This window comes from Roseateles sp. GW821-FHT02E12, assembly GCF_059421665.1.
On sequence record NZ_JBWKVK010000002.1, the window covers coordinates 995072 to 1020018 of the forward strand.

The window sequence follows — 24947 nt, forward strand, 5'->3', positions numbered from 1 at the left end:
AGATCCCCATGAAGTTCAAACACCACACCCTGGCCGCGCTGCTGCTCGGCCTCGTCACGGTCCAGGCCCACGCCGCTGCCACCCATGAGGTGACCTACGCCTCGCTGGGCGCCGCCACCGTCAGCTTCAACGAGCTGGCCGCCAACGCGTTCGACAGCGTCAGCCTTGACGGCCTGCTGACCAGCGGCGGCGTGCAGTTCGGCGAGAGCTTTGCCGGCCAGGAGCTGGCCGTGGCCAAGGCCCCGCGGCCCGGCGCGGTGGCCCAGGACTGGTTCGACGACCTCAGCTTCGGCACGCCCACCGTGGGCCTGACACTCTTGGCCGGCTCGGTCGGCGCCAACCTGGGTGCGTACCACTACGGTGATGCCGACGGCGCGGCGCTGTTCGGCGTAGGCCCGCAGGCCGGGGCCGCCGATGGTTTCGGCGCGATCTCGGCGCGCTTCAGCTCGCCCGTGTCGGCGCTGGGCCTGCAACTGCGCGACGCCGACGGCGGTGCGATCACGTTGAGCCTGTACCGCACCGACGGCAGCCTCATCGAGGCCGTCGACCTGAGTGGCCGCACCGATGGCCGCTACGCCTTTGCTCGCGACGGCGGCGCGGCCGACATCGCCGGCTTCACGTTGAGCAACCGCGACAGCTATTACGGCGTGTCCATCGACAACCTCGTGCTCGCCGCCGCCCCCGTGCCCGAGCCGGCTTCGGCCCTGCTGCTGATCCCCGGCCTGCTGACCCTGGCCGCCGCCCGCCGGCGCGCCCGCTGATTTCCCCCCACGACAACCGACAACCACCCAACGGAGACAAACCATGAGCAAGTTCCTGACCCTGATCGCCCTTGCAGTCGCATCCATCGGCAGCGCCCAAGCCGCCGGCACTACGCTGGGCAACACCGACTTCGCCTTCACCGGCGTGAACGGCAACACGACGGTGGGCGGCTGGTCCTTCGTCAGCTTCGTCGACATCGCCGCCGGCACGACGATCTACTTCACCGACACCAATGTGCTGCAGACGACGGTGGCGGCGGGCGTGTTCTCTACAACGGCTGAGACCTTCTGGTCCTGGACGGCCGGCGCCGACGTGGCCGCGGGCACGTCCGTGGCCCTGCTGGGCACGGGTGTCAACGGCCAGTACGCGGCCAAGGCCGGCGCGGCTGGCGGCACGGCCAACGGCACGGTCACCAACCTGAACGCCGGTGCGTCCAACATCTCCAGCGGCGGCGACATCCTCTACGCCTACCAGGCCGCGTCGTACGCCACCAACTACCAGCCCACCGCCATCACCTTCCTGGGTGCCATTTCCAACCGCGGCACTTACGCCTCGTCGGACAACCCGACGGCCGCCACCGGCCTCAGCGGCATCCAGCTGCGCGAGTACAAGATCGACGCTGCCACGGCAACGCGCTACACGCAGTTCACGGCCCAGGTGACGACCAACGACGTGCCGTTCAGCTCCATCGCCCAGCTGCAGTCGGCGCTGGCGGTGGGCGCGAACTGGACGACCGTTGCCAGCTCCAACTCGACGCCCATCGTGGCGGACGTGCTGGCCGTGACGGCCGTGCCCGAGCCCGAGAGCTATGCACTGATGCTGGCTGGCCTGGCCGTCATCGGTGGCATTGCGCGCCGCCGCATGCGCTGAGCGACGTGTTCATCGGTAGCGTGCGAGCACACGCTCCACGCTGCCGTCGCTGACGAGGCGGTCCAGCACCTGGGCCACCTCGGCAAAGGGCACGCCGGAGCGCGGCGAGAAGGCGCAGCGTGCGTCGAAGCGGTCGATGACCCAGGCGATGTGCACGGGCGCGTTGGGCTGCTCGTGCAGGAAGAACTGCAGCGAGGTCTTTTCCACCAGCGCGTAGCGCACCTTGCCTGCGGCGAGGCGGCGCAGGTTGGCCGCCATGCTGGGCACGTCGGTGCGCTTCAGGCCCTTGCCCAGGGCTTGCTGGACGCGCGGGTAGTTGTAGCCCAGCACGGTGCCCACGGGCTGGCCTGCCAACTGCTGCAGGCTTGTCAGCGCCGGGGCATCCGCGTGCGCCGCGACGAGGCTGGCATCGGGGATGAGGCCGCGCGTCCAGCGGAAGTCGCCCTGCAGCCACTCCGGCAGCACGAAGCAGACGGCGTCGGCCTCGCCTGCGAGCAGCGCGGCGCTGACGCGCTTGCCGGGCAGCGGCACGAAGCTGACCGGCCGGCCCAGGCCCGCGGCGATCAGCTCGCCCAGATCCTTGGCGATACCGCCGACCAGGCGCTCCTGGGCGTCGAATTCGGCGATGGGCAGCGTGTTGTTGGTGGCCGCGACAAAGCGCAGCGGCGGCGGTGACTGCGCAGCCGCCGTGCCCGCAAGCACGGTGGCCAGCAGCGCCGCCAAGCGGGTCACGGCTCTATCAGCTCCAGCAGCCGCTCGAGCCCGCCCTCGTTGATGGCGATGCGCGCCTGCTCACGCACCTTGGGCTTGGCGTGATAGGCCACCGACAGGCCCGCGGCACCCATCATCGGCAGGTCGTTGGCGCCGTCGCCAACGGCCATGGCCTGGGCGGGCTGGCAGCCGATCAGCTCGCAGCATTCCAGCAGCATCAGGCGCTTCTGCTCGCCGTCGCAGATGTCGCCCCAGGCCTGCATGACGACGCGGCCGGTGAGGGCGCCATCTTCAATCTCCAGCTCGTTGCTGCGCACGAAGTCCATGCCCAGCTCCGCGGCGACAAAGCGCGTGAAGAAGGTGAAGCCACCGGAGACGAGCACGAGCTTGAGGCCCGCGGCTTTCAGCGCCGCGCAGAGTTCGCGCGCGCCGGGGTTGAAGGTGAGCCGCTCGGCCAGCACGCGGTCCAGCACGGTGGCGGGCACGCCGGCCAGGATGGCCAGGCGGCGGCGCAGGCTGTCGCGGAAGTCGGTGATCTCGCCGCGCATCGCGGCCTCGGTGATGGCGGCCACTTCCTCGCCCTTGCCGGCCAGCGCCGCGATCTCGTCGATGCACTCGATGCTGATCAGCGTCGAGTCCATGTCGAAGGCGGCGAGCTTGAAATGGGACAGGGGCGGCAGCGCGGGGCCGTCGCGCAGGACGAGGCCGTCAGAAGCGGGGGAGGTCACGGATTCAGGATAGGGCAGGCCATCGATGGCCCGCATTATCCCGGTGCGTTCAGCGCCTGCGTCGTGCGGCGGCCAGCAGCGCCAGCCCGCCAAGCAGCAGGGCCGCGCTGGCGGGCTCGGGCACGGGCGCCGTCTGGATGTCGAGCTGGAAAAAGGCCTGCGGGCCGCTCACGCTCACGCCAGCCATGTAGACCTGCACCGCGTGCGCCGAGAAGCTGACGCGCGAAGCGTCCAGGCCGGTAACGCCGCTGCTCGTCAGCGTCACGCCGGTGATCACCGTGCCGGCGTCGAACAGCGACTCGAAAGCGAAGCCGTTGACCGGGATGCTGTTGAAGCTGCTGCCCGTGCCGGTGTAGTCGTAGCGGATGCTGTTGTCGCTGAGGTCCAGCGTCTGGGTCGACGCCGTCAGCGCCTGGCAGATCTGGGCGGCACTGGGGCAGCTCAGCTCGGTGCCCGCGCCAACGAGGACGCTGTCCAGCGTGTGGAAGATCTGAGCGCCGTTCTCGAAGTGGTAGCGCACGTCGACTGTCGTGCCCAGCAGGCCGGCGGCGCTGGCCAGGGCGGGCAACAGCAGGGTGGACACGAGAACCAGCTTCTTCATCGCAGATCTCCGGGAGCGGCCGGCCAGTCTAGACACCTCGCCCGCGCGGCGCAGTCCCTAGTTCGCCTTCAACGGCTGCCCCAGCAGCCGCAACACTTCGCGCACGGCCTGGGCGCGGTCCTGCGGGCTACTCAAGGCTTTCTCGACACGCAGCTTCTCGTTGCCCACCAGCTTGATGTTGCGGTTCTTCTGCACCAGCTCGATGACGCGCATCGGGTCGATGGGCGGGTTGGGGCGGAAGTTGATGTTGATCAGCGCCGGAGACGCGTCGATCTTGCTGACGCCGTAGGGCTTGGCCAGCACGCGCAGGCGGTGGGTGTCGAACAGCGTCTGGCCCTGCGTGGGCAGCTTGCCGAAGCGGTCGGTGATCTCCTCCAGCATCGAATCGATCTGCTCGTTCTTCTCGGCCGTGGCCAGGCGCTTGTAGAGGCTCAATCGCACTTGCACGTCGCCACAGTAGGCGTCGGGCAGCAAGGCCGGGGCGTGCAGGTTGATCTCGGTGGTAGCGGCAAAGGGCGACAGCAGGTCGGGCTCGCGGCCGGCCTTCAGCGACCGCACGGCTTCGGCCAGCATGTCGTTGTAGAGCTGGAAGCCCACCTCCATCATGTTGCCGCTCTGGTTCTCGCCCAGCATCTCGCCGGCACCGCGGATCTCCAGGTCGTGCATGGCGAGGTAGAAGCCCGAGCCGAGTTCTTCCATCGCCTGGATGGCGTCCAGCCGCTGCAGGGCCTGCTTGGTGAGGCCTTGCATGTCCGGCACCATCAGGTAGGCATAGGCTTGGTGGTGGCTGCGGCCGACGCGGCCGCGCAGCTGGTGCAACTGGGCCAGGCCGAACTTGTCGGCACGGCTGATGACGATGGTGTTGGCGCTTGGCACGTCGATGCCGGTCTCGATGATGGTGGAGCACAGCAGCAGGTTGTGCTTGCCGGCCACGAACTCGCGCATGACGCGCTCCAGCTCGCGCTCGGGCATCTGGCCGTGGGCGATGACGATGCGCGCCTCAGGCACCAGCTCCTCCAGCTTCTGGCGCCGGTTCTCGATGGTCTCGACCTCGTTGTGCAGGAAGTAGACCTGGCCGCCACGCTTGAGCTCACGCAGCACGGCCTCGCGGATGGTGCCGCTGCTTTCGGCGCGAACAAAGGTCTTGATCGCCAGGCGGCGTTGCGGCGCGGTGGCGATGACGCTGAGGTCGCGCAGGCCCTCCAGCGCCATGCCCAGCGTGCGAGGGATGGGTGTGGCCGTCAGCGTCAGCACGTCCACCTCGGCGCGCATGGCCTTCATCGCCTCCTTGTGGCGCACGCCAAAGCGGTGCTCCTCGTCGATGACGAGCAGGCCCAGCCGGTTGAACTTGACCTCGGCGGACAGCAGCTTGTGCGTGCCGACGACGATGTCGAGCGTGCCGTCCGCAATGCCTTCCATCGCGGTCTTGATCTCCTTGGCGGAGCGGAAGCGACTCATCTCCGCCACCTTCACCGGCCAGGCGCCAAAGCGGTCGACGATGTTCTGGTAATGCTGCTCGGCGAGCAGCGTCGTCGGCGCCAGGATGGCGACCTGCTTGCCGCCCATGACGGCGACGAAGGCTGCGCGCAGCGCCACCTCGGTCTTGCCGAAACCCACGTCGCCACAGACGAGGCGGTCCATGGGCTTGGGCGAAATCATGTCCTGGATGACGGCGTGGATGGCGGCGCGCTGGTCGGGCGTTTCCTCGAAGCCGAAGCTCGCGGCGAAGGCCTCGTAGTCGTGGCCCGAGTAGCGGAAGGCGTGGCCCTCGCGGGCAGCCCGGCGCGCGTAGAGGTTGAGCAGCTCGGCGGCGGTGTCGCGCACCTGCTCGGCGGCCTTGCGCTTGGCTTTTTCCCATTGGCCCGAGCCGAGCTTGTGCAGCGGCGCTTCTTCCGGGCTCACGCCGGTGTAGCGGCCGATCAGGTGCAACTGCGCCACCGGCACGTACAGCGTGGCTTTGTCGGCGTACTCCAGGTGCAGGAACTCCGAGCTGCCGTCACCCACGTCGATGTTGATCAGCCCTTGGTAGCGCCCGATGCCGTGGTTGATGTGCACGACCGGGTCGCCCACCTTCAGCTCGGACAGGTCCTTGATCAGCGCGTTGACGTCGCTGACCTGCTCCTGCTTGCGCCGGCGACGCGTGGTGGGCGTGGTCGCGAACAGCTCGGTCTCGGTGAAGAGCTGGACCGGGTGCTCGGCGTCGTTCCAGAAGAAGCCCTCGGCCAGCGGCGCGGCCGTGATGGCGAACCTCTCACCGTCCTTGCCCTGGGCGAAGAACTCGGCCAGGTCCTTGACCGACGGCGTGTCGATCTTGCTGTCGCGCAGTTGCTCCAGCAGGCTCTCGCGCCGGCCCTCGCTCTCGGCCAGCAGCAGCACGCGGTGCGGCGTGGCCTTGAGGTGGGCGGCCAGGCGCGCCAGTGGCTCCTGTGCGCCGCGTTCCACGCTGATGTCGGGCAGCGGCCGCGCAAAGTCGACCGGGTCGGTGCCGCGCACGGACAGCACGGCGTGTGCATGCGTCAGGCCGAAGAAGTCCTCGGTGGTCAGGAAGATCTCGCCGGGCGGCAGCAGCGGCCGCTCCGGGTCGTGCTGCAGGAAGCGGTGGCGCTCCCTGGTGTCGGTCCAGAAGCGCTGGATGGCGTCGTCCACCTCGCCGTGCAGGGCCAAGCCCGCCTCGGCACCGAGGTAGTCGAAGACAGTCGCCGTCTGCTCGAAGAACACCGGCAGGTAGTACTCGATGCCGCCCGAAGCGATGCCGTCGCCGATGTCGCGGTAGATGCGCGACTTGGTCGGGTCGCCGTCCATCTTCTCGCGCCAGCGCTCGCGGAACTTCTTGCGCGCCGCGTCGTCCATCGGGAACTCGCGGCCCGGCAGCAGGCGCACATCGGGCACCGGGTAGAGGCTGCGCTGGGTGTCGGGATCGAAGGTGCGGATGGAGTCGACCTCGTCGCCGAACAAGTCCACGCGGTAGGGCACGACCGAGCCCATCGGGAACAGGTCGATGAGGCCGCCGCGCACGGCGTACTCACCGGGCTGCACGACCTGGCTGACGTTGGTGTAGCCGGCCAGCGTCAGCTGCGAACGCAGCGAGGCTTCGTCCAGCCGTTGCTTCTGCTTGAAGTTGAAGGTCGTGCCGGCCAGGAAGCTGGGCGGGGCCAGGCGCGTCAGCGCGGTGCTGGCCGGCATCAGCACCACGTCGATGCTTTTCGTTTTTTTGCTTTGCAGCAGCTCCCACAGCGTGGCCAGCCGCTCGGAGATCAGGTCCTGATGGGGGCTGAAGCTGTCGTAGGGCAGGGTCTCCCAATCGGGGAAGACGGCGATCTTCAGCTCCGGCGCGAAGAACTTCAGCTCGTCTTCCAGCCGCTGCGTGTCGCCCGGCTCGGCGGTGAAGATGGCGGCCAGCCGCCCGGCGTCGCGCTGCTGCTGCACGAAGCGCGCGAGCAGCAAGGCGTCGGCCGAGCCGACAGGGCGGGAGTGGGTGAACTTCTTGCCGGGCGCAATTACCGGCAGCGAGGGCAGATTCATCGAGGCCTACAAACGACAACAGCCCCGCAAAGGCGGGGCTCGCCCAAATTGTAGGGAAGCCATGTCCTTTGGCTTGTCAGCAGGGGCATCGCTAGCATCGCGGCCATTCGAAACCGGAGACTCCATGCGCCGTCGTCACGCCCTCAGCCTGTTTGCGACCTCTGTGGCCCTGAGCCTGCCCGCCTGGGCCGCTCCCACGGAGAGCGAACGCTTTCACCAGTGGCTGGATGCCCAGTGGGAACTGGTGCTGCAGCGCCAGCCCGTCCTCGCCACCTCGCTGGGCGACCCGCGCTACAACGACCGCCTCGTCGACACGACGACCGCCGCCTACCGTGCCCAGGCCAAGCGTGACGCGCAGGCGCAGCTCAAGGGCCTGGCCGGCTTCAGCAAGGCCAAGCTGGATGCCAAGGACCGCGTCTCCTACAGCATCCTCAAGCTCGACCTGGAGCAGAACCTGGCCGGCGAGCGCTTCCCGGACTGGATGCAGCCCATCAGCCAGATTGGCGGCCTGCCGAGCTTCCTCGCGCAGATGGGCACGGGCCAGTCCATCCAGCCTTTCAAGACGACCAAGGACTACGACGACTGGCTCAAGCGCCTGACGCTGGCCGTGCCGGTGTTCGACGGCACGATCGCGAACATGCGCCAGGGCCTCAAGGCCGGCGTGACCCAGCCCCGCGCCGTCATGGACAAGGTGCTGCCGCAGCTGACGGCCCTGGCCGTGACCGACCCCGAGAAGAGCCTGTTCTGGGGGCCCATCAAGAACTTCCCCGACGCCGTGCCGGCCGCGGACCGCGAGCGCATCACGGCCGAGATGCACAAGCTGCTGGCGGACAAGGTGCTGCCCGCCTACGCCCGCCTGCTGGCCTTTGTGCGCGACGAGTACACGCCCAAGGCGCGCACGAGCACCGCCTGGGCTGCGCTGCCGGACGGCAAGGCCTGGTACGCCTACCGCGTGCGGCAGTCCACCACCGTCACGTTGACGCCCGACCAGATCCACGACATCGGCCTCAAGGAGGTGGCGCGCATCCTCGGCGAGATGGAGGGCGTGCGAAAGCAGGTGGGCTTCCCCGGCGACCTGAAGGCCTTCTTCAAGCACCTGCAGGACGACCCCAAGTACTACTACGCCAAGCCCGAGGACTTGCTGGCTGGCTACCGCGAGCTGCAGAAGAAGATCAACGGCCTGACGCCCAAGCTCTTCGACATCGCGCCCAAGGCCGACTACGAGGTGCGCGAGGTCGAGGCCTTCCGCGCCGAGAGCGCCGCGGGTGCGTCGTACCAAGGCCCGTCGGCCGACGGCTCGCGCCCTGGCGTGTTCTACGTCAACACCTTCAACCTGAAGGCCCAGCCCATCTTCGGCATGGAGACGCTGTCGCTGCACGAGGCCTCGCCGGGCCACCATTTCCAGGTGTCCATCGCGCAGGAAGACAAGAACCTGCCCAAGTTCCGCCGCTACGGCAGCTTCTACGTCGCCTACGTGGAAGGCTGGGCGCTGTATGCCGAAAGCCTGGGCAAGGAGCTGGGCCTGTTCACCGACCCCTACCAGTGGTACGGCCGCCTGTCTGACGAGCAGCTGCGCGCCATGCGCCTGGTGGTGGACACCGGCCTGCACCACAAGGGCTGGACGCGGGAGCAAGCGATCAAGTACATGCTGGACAACTCGTCCATGGCCGAGAGCGATGTCACCTCCGAAGTCGAGCGCTACATCGTCTGGCCCGGCCAGGCACTGGGCTACAAGATCGGCCAGCTGGAGCTGACCCAACTGCGCGCCGAGGCGGAGAAAGCCCTCGGCGCCAAGTTCGACATCAAGGGCTTCCACCGCGTCGTGCTGACCGCGGGGCAGGTGCCGCTGCCGGTGCTGCGCGAGCTGATCATGGAGTGGGTCAAGTCCAAGCGCTGATCCTGGGCTGATCTGGTCGTCGGCCGCCCCTGCGGCCTGTCCCCGCCGCCGTGCAGTCCGTCGCGGCGGCGTCGCGGGTAAGGCCGGCGGCACATAGCCTGAGCGCATCCTTCAACAACGCTCAGGGGATTGTCATCATGAACAAGCGCCATGTTCTCGCCGGCCTCGCCCTCGTGCTGGCCGCCTCGGCCGCGGTGGCCGGAGACGGCGACAAGGAATTCAGCATGGGCATCCAGGGCAACGCCCGCACCGAGGCGGCCGATGTGGGCCTGCCGGTGTACGCGGGTGCCGTGCCCTTCAAGGAGGGCGGTGACGACAAGGCCGGCGCCAGCTTCGGCGCCTGGGCCGGTGGCTTCGGGCTGCAGATCCACGCGATGAAGTTCCGCAGCAGCGCGTCACCCGAGCGCGTGGCGGCCTTCTATGCCAAAGCCCTGGGCCGTTACGGCGAGGTGCTGGATTGCCGCGAGCCGGCCAACCGCGTCAAGGCGCCCAAGGACTCCGACAAGTTGACCTGCGAGGCCAGCGAGCCCAAGGCCGGCGTTCTGGAGTACCGCGTCGGCACGGCCAAGAGGTTTCGCGTCGTCAGCGTGAAGCCGGATGGCGATGGCAGCCGCTTCGACATGGCGAGCATCGACCTGCGCTTCTGAGTCCGGACCGAGGACAGGCCCTGCGGCCTGTCCGACGCCTGACGAAGGACAAGCGGCCTGCCAGCCGCTTGGCATGAGCGCGGCGGATTGCCGCCGATGGCGGCAATCCGACCGGCCGAGTGGCGGGAATCCGCCAAATCCGCCCCTCTGACGACCGCGCCTCCCTGGTGCGGCACCGCGCACGCTGTTGGCACGCAAGCTGCTCATCCTGGGGCACAACTCCAGGAGACAAGCCCCATGTCAGCGATCTTTCCCCCGGCTTCGGCCGCCATGGCCGCAGCGCCCGACCGCATCGAATTCAGCCGCCTGAAGGCCATCCTCGTCGGCTCCCTCGGCAACCTCGTCGAGTGGTACGACTTCTATTGCTACGCGGCCTTCTCGCTCTACTTCTCGTCGTCCTTCTTCCCCTCGTCCGACCCGGTGGCCCAGTCGATGTCGACGGCGGCCATCTTCGCCTTGGGCTTCTTCATTCGCCCGGTCGGCGGCCTGCTGTTCGGCTACCTCGGCGACCGCCATGGCCGGCGCCTGGCGCTGATGGCCTCGGTGCTGCTGATGTGCGGCGGCTCGCTGCTGATCGCCTGCTCGCCCACCTACGCCGCCGTCGGCGTCTGGGCCCCGGCCATCCTGCTGTTCGCGCGACTGCTGCAGGGCTTGAGCCTGGGGGGCGAGTACGGTTCCAGCGCCACCTATCTGTCGGAGATGGCCACGTCCAAGCACCGCGGCTTCTATGCCAGCTTCCAGTACGTGACGCTGATCGGTGGCCAGCTGACGGCCCTCGTCGTGCTGCTGGTGCTGCAGAACTTCGTGCTCGATGCCGCCCAGCTCAAGGCCTGGGGTTGGCGCATTCCCTTCTTCATCGGCGCGCTGCTGGCCATCGTTGCGCTGATCATGCGTTCCGACCTGCCCGAGACCGACGCCTTCAAGGCCGAGAGCAAGCGCAACAAGGACCGCATGGGCGGCTTCAAGCTGCTGATGCAGCACCCGCGCGAATGCCTCATCGTCATCGGCCTGACCATGGGCGGCACGCTGGCCTTCTACGTCTACACGACCTACATGCAGAAGTTCCTGAAGCTGTCGGTGGGCCTGACGGATGCGCAGACCACGGCCGTCTCCGCCGGCAGCCTGGTGTTCGCCGCGCTGCTGCAGCCTCTCTACGGCGCGCTGTCGGACCGCATCGGCCGCAAGCCGCTGCTGCTGGGCTTTGCCGTGCTGGGCACGATCTTCACCGTGCCGCTGCTGACGGCGCTGCGCCACGCCCAGGGGCCCTGGGAAGCCTTCGGCCTGATCGCCTGCGCCTGGCTGATCGTCAGCGGCTACACGTCCATCAACGCAGTGGTGAAGGCCGAACTCTTCCCGGCTTCCATCCGCGCCACCGGCGTGGGCGTGCCGTACGCGATCGCGGTGTCGGTGTTTGGCGGCAGCGCCGAGTACATCGCGCTGTGGTTCAAGCAGCAGGGCATGGAGAGCGGCTTCTATTGGTACGCTACTGCGGTGATCGCCTGCTCGCTGCTCGTCTACCTGTTGATGCGTGACACGCGCCGGCATTCGAGGATCGATGCCGAATCAGCTGCCCACTGAAGTTTCTGCACGTCGCTGGCGGCGCAGCGTTGCGCTGCTGGCGCTTGTGGTGCTGGGTGGCGCAGTGGTTGCCTATGCCGCCTGGCGCTTGTCGCTGGACCTCGCCCTCGGGCAGACTCGTGACGACGCCCAGCGCCATCTGCGCTTTGTCGCCCACGAGCTGACCGGTGCGCTGGACAAGTACGAGGCTGTGCCGCAGGTGCTGGCCCGTCACCCCGCGCTGGCCGGCCTACTGGCCGAGCCGGGTTCACGGCAGCGCCAGGCCGACGTGAACACGCTGCTTGAAGGCGTGGCTCACGATGCCGCCGCCGCGGCCATCTTCCTCATCGACGCGCAGGGCCTGACGCTGGCTGCCAGCAACTGGCGCGACCCGCAGACCTTCGTCGGCCAGAACTACGCCTACCGGCCTTACTTCCGCGACGCGATGGCGCAGGGTGGAGGCCACTTCTATGCGCGCGGTTCCACGACCGGCACGCCGGGCTATTTCATCGCCCACCGGCTTTCCGGTGCGGTTGCCGGCGTCGTCGTGCTGAAGGTGTCGCTCGACGAAATGGAAGCCAACTGGGCACGCAGCGCCGGCGAGCTGATGCTGGCCGATGCGCGCGGCGTGGTCTTCCTCGCCAGCCGGCCGGCGTGGAAATACCGAACTCTGCAGCCGCTGTCGGACGAGACGCGCAAGGAGCTGCACGACACGCAGCAGTACGGCGACCTGCCACTGCCGCCGCTGGCACGCGAGCCGTCACGCGCGTCGACCGAGTTCCGCATCGAGCGCATCGCCACGGCGGCCGCCAAGCTGCGCGCCCTCGTCACCGAGCAGCCCGTCGAGGACCGCGGCTGGACGCTGCTGTCCTTCACCGAGATCCGCGGCGCCGAGCAGATTGCCGCCGGCCGGGCCTGGGCCGCCGGCCTGGGCTGGGTGTCGCTGCTGCTGACCCTGGCCTACGTTCAACTGCGTCGCCGCCGCGCCCGCGAGCGCCTGGCCGCCCAGGGTGAGTTGCGCGCCGCCTACGACAGCCTGGAGACGCGCATCGCCGAGCGCACGCGCGAACTGCAGGCACGCGTGGACGAACTGCACCGCACCGAGCAGACGCTGCGCGCCACCCAGGACGACCTCGTGCAGGCCGGCAAGCTGGCGGTGCTCGGGCAGATGGCCGCGAGCATCACGCACGAGATCAACCAGCCGCTGGCCGCGCTGCGGGCGCTGAACGACAACGCCCGCGTCTTCCTCGAGCGCGGCATGCAGGCCGACGCCGAGACCAATCTGCAGTCCATCGACAGCCTGACCCAGCGCATCGCCGCCATCGTCGGCCAGCTCAAGGGTTTTGCGCGCCGCGACGAGCTGCGCGTGCAGCCGGTGGTGGTGGCAGAGGCGTTCCAGGCCGCGGCGGCCTTGGTGAGCGCGGAGGCACGCCGCCAGCGCGTCAAGCTCGACTGCCCGCCCGTGCCCGAAGGCCTTGCCGTGATGGGCCAGCAGGTGCGCGTCGAGCAAGTGCTGGTGAACCTGCTGCGCAACGGCATCGATGCCAGCGCGGAGAAGGGCGGCGGCACAGTCACGCTGCAGGCGGAGATTGAGGCCGGCCAAGCGCTGCTGCGAGTGAGCGACGATGGCCCGGGCCTGAGCGACGACGTGCAGGCGCGGCTTTTCGAACCCTTCTTCACGACCAAGCGCCGCGGTGATGGCCTGGGGCTGGGCCTGTCCATCTCGGCCTCCATCGCCAACGCGCTGGGTGGCTCGCTGCAAGGCAGCAACAGGCCAGAAGGCGGCGCCCAGTTCATCCTCAAGCTGCCCGTCTCACAATCGCCGCATGGCCCCGCCTGAACCCACCGATGTGCTGCTTGTCGAAGACGACGAGCATGTGCGCCTGGCCACGGCGCAGAGCCTGCGCTTGGCAGGCCTGAAGGCCGAGGCTGTCGAATCCGCCGAGGCGGCACGTGCCTGGCTGCAACCCGGCTTTGCCGGCATCGTCGTCTGTGATGTCCAGCTGCCCGGCGACAGCGGTCTGGTGCTGCTGCAAGGCCTGCGTGAGCGAGATCCCGAACTGCCCGTCATCCTCGTCACCGGCCATGGCGATATCGGCATGGCGGTCGAGGCGATGCGCGATGGCGCCTGGGATTTCATCGAGAAGCCCTTCTCGGCCGAGCACCTCGTCGAGGTCGTTCGCCGCGCGCTGGCGCAGCGCCGCCTCGTGCTGGAGAACCGGCGGCTCAAGGCCCAACTCGCTGGCGGGCCCGCCGACGGCCTGTTGGGCACGAGTGCCGCGATGGAGCAACTGCGCACGCTGATCGCCACGCTCGGTCCGACGCGGGTGGACGTGCTCATCCACGGTGAGACCGGTGCCGGCAAGGAAGTCGTGGCTCGCGCTCTGCACGCGGCCAGTGGCGCGAGCGGCCCCTTCGTCGCCATCAACTGCGGCGCCTTGCCGGAGAGCGTCTTCGAGTCGGAGATCTTCGGCGCCGAGGCCGGGGCTTATACGGGGGCCGCCAAGCGCCGCATCGGCAAGCTGGAGTTCGCCGGCGACGGCACGGTCTTCCTCGACGAGATCGAGTCCATGCCACTGGCCCTGCAGGTCAAGATGCTGCGTGTTTTGCAGGAGCGCAGCGTGGAGCGGCTAGGCGCCAACACGGCTGTGCCGCTGGCTTGCCGCGTCGTCGCGGCGACCAAGGTGGACCTGCTGGAGCTGGCCAGCGATGGGCGCTTCCGCGAGGACCTGTTCTACCGCCTGGACGTCGCCAGCATCGCGTTGCCGCCGCTGCGCCAGCGCCGCGAGGACGTCCCGCTGCTGCTGAGCCACTTTTGCGCCCAGGCCGGCGAGCGACTGCAGCGCGCGGTGCCGGCCTGGAGCGCAGCCCAGTTGGCGGCCTGGCAGGCGCGCGACTGGCCCGGCAACGTGCGCGAGCTGCGCAACTTTGCCGAGCGCTGGGTGCTGGGCCTGGTCACCGAGACCGTGCCGCCCAGGCTGCCGACACCCAGCGAACCCGCGGCCCTGCCGCAGGCGCCGCTGGACGAGGCGCTGGCCTCGGTCGAGCGGCAGTGGATCGTGCAGGCGCTGCAGGAGAGCGGCGGCAACATCGCCAAGGCCGGCGAGCGCCTGGGCCTGGCGCGCAAGACCCTGCACGACCGCATCCGCCGGCTAGGCCTGGACGCTGACGCCTATCGCTCCAGCTGAAACTCCGCGCTCGCGGTGCGCCCAGCGATAGAGCAGGGGCAGCACCAGCAGCGTCAAGGCCGTGGACGACAGGATGCCACCGATGACGACGGTGGCCAGCGGCCGCTGCACCTCCGCGCCCGTGCCGGTGGCCAGGGCCATGGGCACGAAGCCGAGTGACGCCACCAGCGCCGTCATCAGCACCGGCCGCAGCCGCGAGAGTGCGCCATCGCGAACGGCCTGTTCCAGGGGCAGGCCGTCGTCGCGCAGTGCACGGATGAAGGCGATCATCACGAGGCCGTTCAGCACCGCCACGCCCGACAACGCGATGAAACCTACACCGGCAGAGATCGACAGCGGGATGTCGCGCAGCCACAGCGCCGCGACGCCACCGGTCAGCGCAAAGGGCACGCCGGTGAAGACGAGCAGCCCGTCGCGCACGTTGCCGAACATTGCGAACAGCAACGCAAACACCAGGCCCAGCGCCACCGGCACGACCAGCTTGAGCCGCGCCGTGGCGGACTGCAGCTGCTCGAAGCTGCCGCCCCAGGTCGTCCAGTAGCCGCTGGGGATCTTGATTTTCTCCTGCAGCTTGGCCTGCGCCTCTGCCACGAAGGAACCGATGTCGCGCCCGCGCACATTGGCCGTCACGACGACACGTCGCTTGCCGTTCTCGCGGCTGACCTGGTTGGGGCCGGGCGCCTCGTCGAAGCTGGCCACCTCGCCGAGCTGCACATGAGCCCCGTTGGGTAGTCGGATCGGCAGGCGCTTGAGCGCGTCGACGTCGCTGCGCACGCTGTCCGGCAGCCGCACCTGGATGTCGAAGCGCCGGTCGCCCTGAAACAGCACGCCGGCCTCCTGTCCGCCGATGGCCGCGGCGGCAGTCTGCTGCACATCGGCCACGCTGATACCCAAGCGGGTGAGCTTGGAGCGGTCGATGCGCAAGGTCAGCATCGGGAGTCCGGTCGTCTGCTCGACCTTCACGTCAGCGGCACCGTCCACGCCCTGCAGCACCTTGGCGATCTGCCCGGCGGTGGCCTCCATGACGGCCATGTCGTCGCCAAAGACCTTCACCGCCACGTCGCTGCGCACGCCCGAGATCAGCTCGTTGAAACGCATCTGGATGGGCTGGGTGAACTCGTAGTTGTTGCCCGGCACGCCGCCGGCAAGGGCTTGCAGGCTTTCGAGGATCTCGGCGCTGCTGCGTTTGGGGTCGGGCCACTCGCCGCGCGGTTTCAGCATGACGAAGGTGTCGGCCACGTTGGGCGGCATGGGGTCGCTGGCGATCTCGGCCGTGCCGAGTTTGGAGAACACGCGCGCCACCTCGGGCGCCTGCAGCAGCGTGCGCTCCAGCTCCTGCTGCATGTCGACCGACTGGCTCAGCGACGTGCCCGGGATGCGCAGCGCATGCACGGCGATGTCGCCTTCGTCCAGGCTGGGGATGAACTCGCTGCCCATGCGCGTGGCCATCAAGGCGCTCAGGGCTACGGCCACACCGGCCACGGTCAGCACCAGCGCGGGGCTGGCGAAGGCGCGCTCGAGCAGCGGCGCGTAGCCGCGCCTGGCCCAGCCCATCAGCCGGTTGTCCTTCTCGTCGACCTTGCCCGTCATCCACAGCGCCACGGCCGCGGGGATGAAGGTGACCGACAGCAGCATCGCGCCCAGCAGCGCCGCGACGACCGTGAAGGCCATCGGGTGGAACATCTTTCCCTCGACGCCGCCCAGCGCAAAGATGGGCAGGTAGACCACCATGATGATGAGCTGGCCGAACAGCAGCGGCCTGCGTGCCTCGCGGGCGGCGGCGAACACGGCGTCAAAACGCTCGGCGCGCGTCAACAGCCGGCCGGCAGCGGCCTGCTCGTGCGACAGGCGCCGCACGCAGTTCTCGACGATGACGACGGCACCGTCCACGATGATCCCGAAGTCCAGCGCGCCCAGGCTCATCAGGTTGGCGCTGACCTTGTTGGCCACCATGCCGCTGAAGGTGAACAGCATGGCCAGCGGGATCACCGCCGCCGTGATGACGGCCGCGCGCAGATTGCCCAGGAAGGCGAACAGCACGGCGACGACGAGCAGCGCGCCTTCGAGCAGGTTGGCGCGGACGGTCGCGATGGCTTTGTCGATCAGGGTCGTGCGGTCGTACACCGTCTGCGCGATGACGCCGGCGGGCAGGCTGCGGTTGATGGCTTCCAGCTGCCGGTCCACGGCCAGCGACACCTGGCGGCTGTTCTCGCCCATCAGCATGAAGACGGCGCCCAGCACCACCTCGCGGCCGTTCTCGGTCGCGGCGCCGCTGCGCAGCTCATGGCCGATGCCCACCTCGGCCACGTCGCGCACGCGCGCCGATCCGCGGACGACGATGTCGGCGATGTCGTCCACGCCCGCCACCTGGCCCGGCACGCGGATCAGCACCTGCTCGCCACGCCGCTCGATGTAGCCGGCGCCGACATTGGCGTTGTTGCGCTCCAGCGCCTGCACCAGTTCCGGCAGCGTGATGCCATGCGCCACCAGCTTGTCTGGCCATGGCGCCACTTGGTAGGCCTTGGCATCGCCGCCGATGGTATTGATCTCGGTCACGCCCGGTACGGTGCGCAGCTGCGGCTTGACGATCCAGTCCTGGATCTCGCGCAGGTCGGCGGGCGTGTAGGGCGTGCCGTCGGCCTTCAGCGCGCCGGGCTTGGCCTCGACGGTCCACATGTAGATCTCGCCTAGCCCCGTGGCAATGGGGCCGAGCGCCGGTGACAGGCCCGCGGGCAGGGCGGCACGCGCCTGCTGCATGCGCTCGCCGACGAGCTGGCGAGCGAAGTAGATGTCGGTGCCGTCCTTGAAAACGACGGTGACTTGCGACAGGCCGTAGCGCGACAGCGAGCGCGTCTGCTCCAGCCTCGGCAGGCCCGCCATCGCCGTCTCGATGGCGAAGCTGACGCGCTGCTCGGCCTCCAGCGGCGAATAGCCCGGCGCCTCGGTGTTGATCTGCACCTGCACATTGGTGATGTCGGGCACGGCGTCGATGGGCAAGCGCTGGTAGCTGAACACGCCTAACGCGGCCATGCCCAGCACGGCAAGCAGCACCAGCCAGCGCTGCTCGATGGCGAATCGGATGAGTTTTTCAAACATGATCAGTGTTGGTGTTCTGCGGCTGCCTTGCCGATGTCGGCCTTGACGAGGAAGCTGTTCCTCGCCGCGTAGCGTTCGCTGGCGTTCAGCCCCTTCACGACCTCCACATGGCGGCCATCGCTACGGCCGGTCTCCACACGACGCGCTTCGAACTGCTGGCCGTTGCGGACGAAGACGACGAGGCCTTCGTCCAGCGACTGGATGGCATCCGCGGCGACAGCCACGGCCACCTCGACCTCGCTCGCCTTCAGTGCCACCGTGACCGGCAACCCCGGCCGCCACAGGCCCTGGGGATTGGCCAGCACGAGGCGCGCGGTGGAGCTGCGGCTTTGCTCGCCGACCAGTGCGCCGATGTAGCTGAGCTTTGCCTCTCCTTTCGCGTCGAAGGCCGTCGCCTGGATCTGGGCCGTCATGCCCTCCGTCAGCTGGTTCAGGTCCTTCGCCGGCACGGTCAGCTCGACCCAGACGCTGGACAGGTCGGCCACCTGGAACACGGCAGCGTCCTCCTTCAGCGCCTCGCCGACGCTGAGCTTCTTGTCGACGACCACGCCGTCGATGGGCGAGCGGATCTCATGCCGCGCGAGCCCTTGCGCATTGCCCGCCGACGCGCCCAGTGCCGCCAGCCGCTGCCGCGCGTTCTCGACGGTGATCTCCGCCTCCTGCATGGCCTGGCGGGCGGCCAGGTAGTCCTGCTCGGCGGAGATCTTGTCCTCCCACAGCTTCTTCTCGCGGTCGTGCGTCGTGCGGGCCAGGGCGAAGCGCTTCTGCGCGGCCAGCAGCTCGCTGCGCTGGTCGGCCAGCGCCGGGCTTGAGATGACGGCCAGCACCTGGCCGCGCTTCACGCGGTCGCCGGCGTTGGCGCGCACGGCCTCGACGAGGCCGGCCAGGCGCGGCGTCACGATGACCGCACGGTCCTGGTTGAGCTTGACCTCACCGAGCAACTGCAGCGAGATGGCCAGCCGCGCGGGGCCGGCGGCGGCGAGGGTGATGCCGTTGTGCCGCAGCTGCTCGTCGCTGAAACGCGCACGCGGCGCGGCGGCTGGCGCCGCTTTCTCCTCGGTGTGGCCGTGCTCATGCTCGTCAGCACCATGCTTGCCGCTGCGCAGGATGAGCACGCCGAGCAGCAGGCCAACGGCGAGCACGGCGGCGATGGCGATTGCCTTCTTGTTCATGGATCAGTCCTCGCTGAGGTGGTGGGTGGGCCGGCCCAGCAGGCGGTCCAGGTCGGCGGCGGCGCGGTGGGTCTCGGCGCTGTGCTGCAGCAGCTGGCGGCGCAGCTGGAACAGCGTGCGCTGGGCGTCCAGCACGTCCAGGAAGGCGAACTTGCCCAGCTCGTAGCCCTTGAGGGCCGCGTCGTGCGCAGTCTGCGCGGTGGGCAGCGCGTCGTCGCGCAGCAGTGCCACCTGCTCACGGCCCAGGCGCAGCCGGGCGGTGGCTTCGGCCACGTCGGTGTGCAGCTTCAGCGTCGCGCTGGTGAGCGCTTCGCGTGCCTGGTCTTCGCGGCGCAGGGCTTCCAGCAGGCCGCCCTGGTTGCGGTCGTTGAAGGGCAGCGGCACCGAGAAGCCGAACACGGCCTGCGTGCGGCCCAGTTCGGCGTCGCGCTTGGCGCCCACCGTTACGGTCACGTCCGGCACGCGGCGCGCGCGTTCCACCTCCAGCAGTGCCTGCCGGCGGGTGATGTCCAGCCGCGCCAGTCGCAACGCCGGGGCGTCGGCCATCCATTCGCCCAGGCGCCGGTCGTCGGGCAGTGGGGGCAGGGCGGCGGAGTCGCCGTCGGCCTGGGTCACGGTCTGCAGCCCCTGGCCACACAACGCCGCCAGGCGGCCTCGGGCCAGCCGCCGCTCGCTCTGCGCCTGCGCAACGTCGGCTCGCGCGCCAGCCTCAGCGACGCGGGCCTTGGCCAGTTCCAGCGGTGGCACTTTGCCGGCCTGCAGCCGCTTGTCGGCCGCCGTCACTGCACTGCGGGCCAGGTCCAGGGACGACTCGGCCAGCCGCTGCTGCTCTTGCGCACCCAGCAGGTCGAAGAAGGCCGCGGCGACGGCTGCGCGCAGCTCGGCCTGCCTGGCCGCCAGCGCCACGGCGGCCTGCTCGCGTGATTGCGCCGCTGCAGCCTGGCGCGCGGCGCGCTTGCCGCCCAGCTCGATGGCTTGGCTCAGCTGCACCGTGCTCGTTCGCGTGGCGCTGCGCGTGTCTTCGAGCAGCACGCTGAGCTCGGGGTTGGGCCGTGCGCCGGCCTGCAGTTCAGCGCCTTGCTGCGCCTGCAGTTCCAGGCGTGCGTGGGCCAGATCGGGGTTGTGGGTGAGGGCCAGGCGTTGCGCCTCGGCCAGCGTCAGGGCATGGGATGCGCCGGGAATCAGCGCCATCCACAGAAGAAAGCCAACAGGGCTTCGCATCGAACTCTCCAGGGTTGTGGGAACAACGACGGACGGTTCGGCGCGGCCGGCACCCGCAGGTGCCGCGCTTCAGATCAACAGGGGGAAGCGGCGCGCCGAATCAGGCGCGCAGCCAATTGGGGCGTTCGAGCCCGGCAGGGATGTGGGATTTCAGCAGCGCAGCTTCGGCCAGCTCGGGCGCGAGTGCTTGCGCAGACGCCAGCCTGCTCGCCTCGGCCAGCGGCGTGGCGCAGCCGGCGTGGTGGCAGTGGCAATGGCCGGTCTCGCAGACCGGGTGGGCCTCGGCGGCCGGCACCGAGTGCGCCAGCTCGCCGCTCAACAGCGAGGTTTGCTGCCCGGGCTCGCCGGCCAGTTCATCCACGCAGCACAGCGCCGCGCCGGCCCAGGACAACTGGGCGGCAACAAGCAAGGTCAGCAGGGCGATGAACCAGCGGCGCATGGCGGCCATTCTAGAAGTGCCACCCGCGCGGCTTCAGCCCGTAGGGCCTTCCAGCAGCGCGTCGCGCAGTGCCGTGTCGGCCGGCGATTCGCCGAACCAGATGCGCAGCACCAGCGTGAAGAACTCGTCGTCGCCCACCGGCTCGCCCTGGGCCTGGCCCTGGATGTAGAACTGTGTGCCTTTGCCGGGTACGAAGTCCATCGCGAAGGTGTCGCCGGGCACCAGCTTGGGCTTGCCCGAGAAGATCTCGATGAGGCGCGTGGTGGCCAGCGTGTGGCGGGTCATCTGCTGGCTGGGCGTGTTGTCGCTGATGCCGCGCAGGAAGAGCCGGCCCAGGTCAGTGCCGGGCAGTTCACGCAAGGCGGTGAACTGCAGGCGCTTGGGCCCGGGCAGTGCGAACAGATCCGCCGCCGTGCTGACGCGCTTGGCCGTGTACAGGCCCATGTCGTAGGCCTTGAACACCAGGCGCACACGCGTGCCCTTGCCGTTGAGCTGCAGCGTGCTGCCACCCAGCTGGGTCGTCGGCTCGAACTTGTTCACCGTGGGCGCCGCCGTGGCCTGCAGGCACAGGGCGGTGCCCGCCAGCAGCGTTGCCATGCGGGCGCGCGAGGCCAGCAACTGAAATGGGGTCATGTCTCCTCCAAACGGAATGTCTTCTCGCAGCGGCGACAGCCGATGCGGCGCCGGCATTCTGCGTTTGGAACCGGCTGTACCTGTCACCGGTTGAGGTGTCAGGCGCCGGATTTCAGGCGTGAATCCTCACGACGCCCGCACGACGCGGATGGGCCGGCCCACGGCCTCGCGGGCGCGCAGCTGGCCACAGCCGCCTTCCACGTCCTGGCCGGCGGAGTCGCGCAGCTTGGTCAGCACGCCGCGGCTGCACAGCTCGGCGGCGATGGCGCGCGCGCGCTCCCAGCTCGGCCGCGTGAAGGGCAGGCCGGGCGCACTGTTGAAGGGGATCATGTTCAAGAGGCCATAGCGACCCTTGAGCAGGCGGGCAATGCCGTCCAGCTCCTCCGGCCCGTCGTTGACGCCGTCCAGCAGCGTCCACTGGTACTGGGTGGGGTAGCCGCTGGCGCGGGAGTAGGCGTCCGCCGCCTCCACCAGTTCCTCGGGCGTCAGCCGCGGTGCGCGTGGCAGCAGGCGCTCGCGCTTGGCGGCGTCGGTCGTGTGCAGGGACAGCGCCAGCGCCGGCTTCACGTCGGCCGCATGCAGGGCCTCGAAGGCGCGCGCGTCGCCCACCGTCGAGAACACCAGCTGCTTGTGCGCAAAGCCGCCCTCCTGGCCCAGCAGCGTGATCGCGTCCAGCACATTGGCCAGGTTGTGCGCGGGCTCGCCCATGCCCATGAAGACGACCTTCTTCAGCTTGGGGTTCTTGCGGCGTGCCATGACGACCTGGGCCACGATCTCGGCGCTGCCGACCTGGCGTATCAGCCCCTCGGTGCCTGTCATGCAGAACTGGCAGCCCACCGCGCAGCCCACCTGGCTGGACACGCAGACGCCGTCGCGCGGCAGCAGCACGGTCTCCACCGTCTGGCCGTCGTTCAAGCCCAGCAGCAACCGGGCCGACTGGCCGTCGCCGCCGGCGTGTTCGCTCCGCAGCGTGAGCAGCCCTTCCAACTCGGCCATCAGCCCCGGCAGCGCCTGCATGACGGCCTTGGGCAGAAAGCCTTGCAGCGGTCGCTTGCCGCCGTCCAGCGGCAGCGCACACACCCAATGCCGCAGCACGCGGCTTTCATGGGCAGGGTTGGCGCCCAGCGCGCGCAGGCGCTGGCGGAGGTCGGGGATCAGCATGGGAAACCGGATTGTCCCCGACCCGGTTGGCTAGGGCTTCTGCAGGAACCAGGCGAGATCGCCCTTGCCGTTCCTCATCTCCTGCAACGTTGCATCGCAACCGCCCTTTTTGGCTGTGCTGGTTGCGAGGTTGTTGCGGATGGTGTCGTCGTTGACGCGTCGGATTTGGGCCCAGACGTCGTCGCGCTCTTGCGCGTTCGGCGCCTTGGATTCAAGCTCGGCGCGGCATTGGCCTTCCAGCGTGGCGGCGTTACGGGCATTCCTTGCCGTCCAGTCGGCCACCAGGGTGGCATACCGGGTGCGCAGCGCGGGTTCGGCGGCAAGGCAGCCCTCCATGACGCCGCGAGCGACGCGGACGGGCTCGCACGTCAGCGCGGCCATCGCGATCAGGCCCTCGGACGCCTGCGCTGCACCGATGGCCAGTGTGGCACCCAGGCTGGCAAGAAGGGCTGCGGGCTTGAAGAGCATGACTCGGGTAGATGGGCGCAACGAAGGCGACATTCTGGGTGACCCGCGAGGACTATCCTGACACGCTCTCATGGCAAGGAGACAACATGGCCAAACCCGCACACATCAGCCCCGACGAATGGCAAGTCCGCTGCGACCTCGCCGCCCTCTACCGCCTTGCGGCGCTGCACGGCTGGGACGACCTGATATTCACCCACATCTCGGCGCGCGTGCCGGGGCCGGAGCACCATTTCCTCATCAACCCCTACGGGATGATGTTCGAGGAGATCACGGCCAGCAGCCTCGTCAAGGTGGACCAGGCGGGCGAGAAGGTGGCGCCCAGCGACTACAACGTCAACCCGGCCGGCTTCATCATCCACAGCGCCGTGCACGAGGCCCGCGAGGACGCGAAGTTCGTCATGCACCTGCACACGGTGGCCGGCGTGGCGGTCAGCACGCAGCGCGAGGGCTTGCTGCCGATCTCGCAGCACAGCCTGTTCCCGCTGGCTTCCCTCAGCTATCACGACTACGAAGGCGTGGCGCTGAATCCCGAGGAGAAGGTGCGGCTCGTCGCCGACCTCGGCCGCACCTCGCTGATGATGCTGCGCAACCATGGCCTGCTGACGCTGGGCCACAGTGCCGCCGACACCTTCCTGAAGATGTTCATGCTGCAGCGCGCCTGCGAGATCCAGATCGCCGCACAGGCCGGCGGCGGTGAATTGATCCGTATCCCCACGCAGATCCTCGCCGGCATTCGGGCGCAGAGCGACAAGGTCATGCGCGGCTCGGGCGCCGAGCTGGCCTGGCCCGGGCTGCTGCGGCGCCTCGCGCGCCAGAACCCCGGGCACGACGCCTGAGAAGATGCGGGGAATGACGACTCGCCGCTTCTTCGCCCTGGTTCCCGCCGCCGGTATCGGCGAACGCTCCGGCGCCGGCATGCCCAAGCAATACGTGCCCATCGCCGGCCAACCCATGCTGGGCCACACGCTCGCCGCCCTCGCGGCCGTGCCGCGCCTCGTGCAGACGCTGGTGGTGCTGTCACCCGCCGATGACCGTTTCGAGGCCGCGCTGCCGGGCTATGCCGGCTGGGTTGCCCGCGTCGGCGGCGCCAGCCGGGCCGAGAGCGTGCTTGGTGGCCTGGCCGAACTGCGCCAGCGCGGCGCACAGGACGAAGACTGGGTGCTGGTGCATGACGCTGCCCGCTGCCTGCTGCAGCCCGGGTGGGTCGACGCGCTGATCGACGCCTGCGAGCATGACGCCGTGGGCGGCTTGCTGGCCCAGCCCATCGCCGACACGCTGAAGGCCGGTGACGCCGATGCCCGCGTGACGGCCACCGTCGACCGCCGCGACAAGTGGGCGGCGCAGACGCCGCAGATGTTCCGGCTGGGCCTGGTCGAGCAGGCGCTGACGGCGATGGGCGCCGCGGCCACCGACGAGGCCAGCGCCGTCGAGGCGCTGGGGCTGGCGCCACTTCTCGTGCGGGCTTCGATGGCCAACTTCAAGGTGACGTGGCCAGAAGACTTCGAGCTTGCGGAACGGTGCCTGCGCTCATGAGCGAAACGAAGGACCCCAGCCGTTACTTCAGACGAATGATCCGTGAATGGGCGCAGCGACAGAAATCTAGGGTCAGGAAATTGGTAGGCCATCTGAGGAGTCCTCTGGTGGCTTTGCTGCTGTTGGGCTTGGCGCTTTACTTGCCAGCGCCAGCTTCGTGGGGATGGGGCCAGCGCGCTCCGTTGCTTCTGGCGACCGCTTGGGTGATCAGGCGCTTTCTGCAGTACGACAGCGACTACTTCTTTGGACTTTGGTTTGTTGGCATCCTGAAGCTAAGGAATTCGTTGTTCATGACCAGCACCACAGTGCTCCGGTTGATGGAACCGCGCCCACTCGACGCTTTGAGTGCCACTATCGACCTCACGCGCATCGAGGCGTCGATAGTGCGGATCGCCATCGGCAATCATTCGCCTTGGCCAGTCCAGCATCTGAGTGTGCTGAGTACGTCACTCGCGGATCTTCTTGCGCCGCAGTGCCTGGAGGCCGTGCGTGCCGGCCGGTTGGATCGGCAAGCCGTCGAAGCACGATTTCCTGATTTGCAGCGGCGCTGGCTATGGCCCTTCCGGTCAGTGACTTGGACTGTGGCTGTGGAGCCCCAGGAATTACCACATTCGTTTCAAGCGCAACTCGATGTGCTGCTGTGCATCTCTCGCTTCGCTTCCGGTGATCGACGGTCAGTGCGAAATACTTACCTGATTCCAATCCGGGTTCTCAAGCGATAGCCGGCCACGGGGTGCGCAG

At 68.8% G+C, this 24947-nt stretch carries 21 protein-coding genes; 10 read left to right on the forward strand and 11 right to left on the reverse strand.

Features of this window, described 5'->3' with window-relative positions; translation table 11 throughout:
- Window positions 1–8: 8 nt before the first annotated feature.
- Together AC07V5_RS15360 and AC07V5_RS15365 are read left to right on the forward strand one after the other, a co-directional pair.
- Window positions 9–761 carry a hypothetical protein gene (locus AC07V5_RS15360; RefSeq protein ID WP_495116543.1) on the forward strand — a complete coding sequence of 251 codons (753 nt, stop codon included), beginning with the start codon at window positions 9–11 and terminating at the stop codon, window positions 759–761.
- A 43-nt stretch (window positions 762–804) separates the two neighbouring features.
- Window positions 805–1632, forward strand: a complete 828-nt coding sequence (locus tag AC07V5_RS15365; RefSeq protein WP_495116544.1) for a PEP-CTERM sorting domain-containing protein — start codon at window positions 805–807, stop codon at window positions 1630–1632.
- Window positions 1633–1641: 9 nt separating this feature from the next.
- On the opposite strand, the gene AC07V5_RS15370 is transcribed toward AC07V5_RS15365, so the two are convergent.
- From AC07V5_RS15370 to mfd, 4 genes are read right to left on the reverse strand one after another with little or no spacing between them, the layout of a single operon-like run.
- Complete coding sequence (locus AC07V5_RS15370) at window positions 1642–2364, reverse strand: substrate-binding periplasmic protein (RefSeq protein WP_495116545.1); 723 nt, start codon at window positions 2362–2364, stop codon at window positions 1642–1644.
- Entirely contained in the window at window positions 2361–3107 is a 747-nt protein-coding gene (gene serB / locus AC07V5_RS15375) for a phosphoserine phosphatase SerB (protein WP_495116546.1), read from the reverse strand. Before serB ends, AC07V5_RS15370 begins: the two co-directional genes overlap by 4 nt.
- Before the next feature lie 13 nt (window positions 3108–3120).
- Window positions 3121–3672: a PEP-CTERM sorting domain-containing protein gene (locus AC07V5_RS15380; RefSeq protein ID WP_495116547.1), complete on the reverse strand. Its 552-nt coding sequence runs from the start codon at window positions 3670–3672 to the stop codon at window positions 3121–3123.
- Window positions 3673–3729: 57 nt separating this feature from the next.
- Window positions 3730–7194: a transcription-repair coupling factor gene (gene mfd / locus AC07V5_RS15385; protein WP_495116548.1), complete on the reverse strand. Its 3465-nt coding sequence runs from the start codon at window positions 7192–7194 to the stop codon at window positions 3730–3732.
- Between the two features lie 124 nt (window positions 7195–7318).
- Here mfd and AC07V5_RS15390 point away from each other — a divergent pair, with 124 nt between their 5' ends.
- The 5 genes from AC07V5_RS15390 to AC07V5_RS15410 all read left to right on the forward strand — a co-directional run bounded on the left by AC07V5_RS15390 (window position 7319) and on the right by AC07V5_RS15410 (window position 14483).
- Window positions 7319–9091, forward strand: a complete 1773-nt coding sequence (locus AC07V5_RS15390) for a DUF885 domain-containing protein (protein ID WP_495116549.1) — start codon at window positions 7319–7321, stop codon at window positions 9089–9091.
- Window positions 9092–9228: 137 nt separating this feature from the next.
- Entirely contained in the window at window positions 9229–9738 is a 510-nt protein-coding gene (locus AC07V5_RS15395; RefSeq protein ID WP_495116550.1) for a hypothetical protein, read from the forward strand.
- A gap of 237 nt (window positions 9739–9975) precedes the next feature.
- Window positions 9976–11316, forward strand: a complete 1341-nt coding sequence (locus AC07V5_RS15400) for an MFS transporter (RefSeq protein ID WP_495116551.1) — start codon at window positions 9976–9978, stop codon at window positions 11314–11316.
- Window positions 11294–13135: a sensor histidine kinase gene (locus tag AC07V5_RS15405; protein ID WP_495116552.1), complete on the forward strand. Its 1842-nt coding sequence runs from the start codon at window positions 11294–11296 to the stop codon at window positions 13133–13135. The genes AC07V5_RS15400 and AC07V5_RS15405 overlap by 23 nt, the downstream gene beginning before the upstream one ends.
- Window positions 13122–14483 carry a sigma-54-dependent transcriptional regulator gene (locus tag AC07V5_RS15410; protein WP_495116553.1) on the forward strand — a complete coding sequence of 454 codons (1362 nt, stop codon included), beginning with the start codon at window positions 13122–13124 and terminating at the stop codon, window positions 14481–14483. Before AC07V5_RS15405 ends, AC07V5_RS15410 begins: the two co-directional genes overlap by 14 nt.
- Here the strand turns inward: AC07V5_RS15410 and AC07V5_RS15415 are convergent.
- The 7 genes from AC07V5_RS15415 to AC07V5_RS15445 all read right to left on the reverse strand — a co-directional run bounded on the left by AC07V5_RS15415 (window position 14448) and on the right by AC07V5_RS15445 (window position 22673).
- On the reverse strand, window positions 14448–17579 hold the full coding sequence (locus AC07V5_RS15415) for an efflux RND transporter permease subunit (protein WP_495116554.1): 3132 nt from the start codon (window positions 17577–17579) through the stop codon (window positions 14448–14450). The genes AC07V5_RS15410 and AC07V5_RS15415 overlap by 36 nt on opposite strands.
- Before the next feature lie 2 nt (window positions 17580–17581).
- Entirely contained in the window at window positions 17582–18751 is a 1170-nt protein-coding gene (locus tag AC07V5_RS15420) for an efflux RND transporter periplasmic adaptor subunit (protein WP_495116555.1), read from the reverse strand.
- A gap of 3 nt (window positions 18752–18754) precedes the next feature.
- Window positions 18755–19972, reverse strand: coding sequence for a TolC family protein (locus AC07V5_RS15425; protein ID WP_495116556.1), 1218 nt, complete (start codon window positions 19970–19972; stop codon window positions 18755–18757).
- A 100-nt stretch (window positions 19973–20072) separates the two neighbouring features.
- Window positions 20073–20411 (reverse strand): hypothetical protein, encoded by a 339-nt coding sequence (locus AC07V5_RS15430; protein ID WP_495116557.1) that lies wholly within the window; start codon window positions 20409–20411, stop codon window positions 20073–20075.
- Between the two features lie 33 nt (window positions 20412–20444).
- A complete protein-coding gene (locus tag AC07V5_RS15435; RefSeq protein WP_495116558.1) occupies window positions 20445–21044 on the reverse strand; it encodes a chalcone isomerase family protein in 600 nt (199 codons plus the stop codon).
- A gap of 126 nt (window positions 21045–21170) precedes the next feature.
- Window positions 21171–22205 carry an RNA methyltransferase gene (locus AC07V5_RS15440; RefSeq protein ID WP_495116559.1) on the reverse strand — a complete coding sequence of 345 codons (1035 nt, stop codon included), beginning with the start codon at window positions 22203–22205 and terminating at the stop codon, window positions 21171–21173.
- 30 nt (window positions 22206–22235) lie between these two features.
- Window positions 22236–22673, reverse strand: a complete 438-nt coding sequence (locus tag AC07V5_RS15445; RefSeq protein ID WP_495116560.1) for a hypothetical protein — start codon at window positions 22671–22673, stop codon at window positions 22236–22238.
- 86 nt (window positions 22674–22759) lie between these two features.
- On the opposite strand from AC07V5_RS15445, the gene AC07V5_RS15450 reads away from it, so the two are divergent.
- From AC07V5_RS15450 to AC07V5_RS15460, 3 genes are all read left to right on the forward strand, one after another.
- Window positions 22760–23509 (forward strand): class II aldolase/adducin family protein, encoded by a 750-nt coding sequence (locus AC07V5_RS15450; protein ID WP_495116561.1) that lies wholly within the window; start codon window positions 22760–22762, stop codon window positions 23507–23509.
- Between the two features lie 13 nt (window positions 23510–23522).
- Window positions 23523–24206: a 2-C-methyl-D-erythritol 4-phosphate cytidylyltransferase gene (ispD, locus tag AC07V5_RS15455; protein WP_495116562.1), complete on the forward strand. Its 684-nt coding sequence runs from the start codon at window positions 23523–23525 to the stop codon at window positions 24204–24206.
- Window positions 24207–24313: 107 nt separating this feature from the next.
- Window positions 24314–24928: a hypothetical protein gene (locus AC07V5_RS15460; protein WP_495116563.1), complete on the forward strand. Its 615-nt coding sequence runs from the start codon at window positions 24314–24316 to the stop codon at window positions 24926–24928.
- The last annotated feature ends 19 nt before the right edge of the window (window positions 24929–24947 follow it).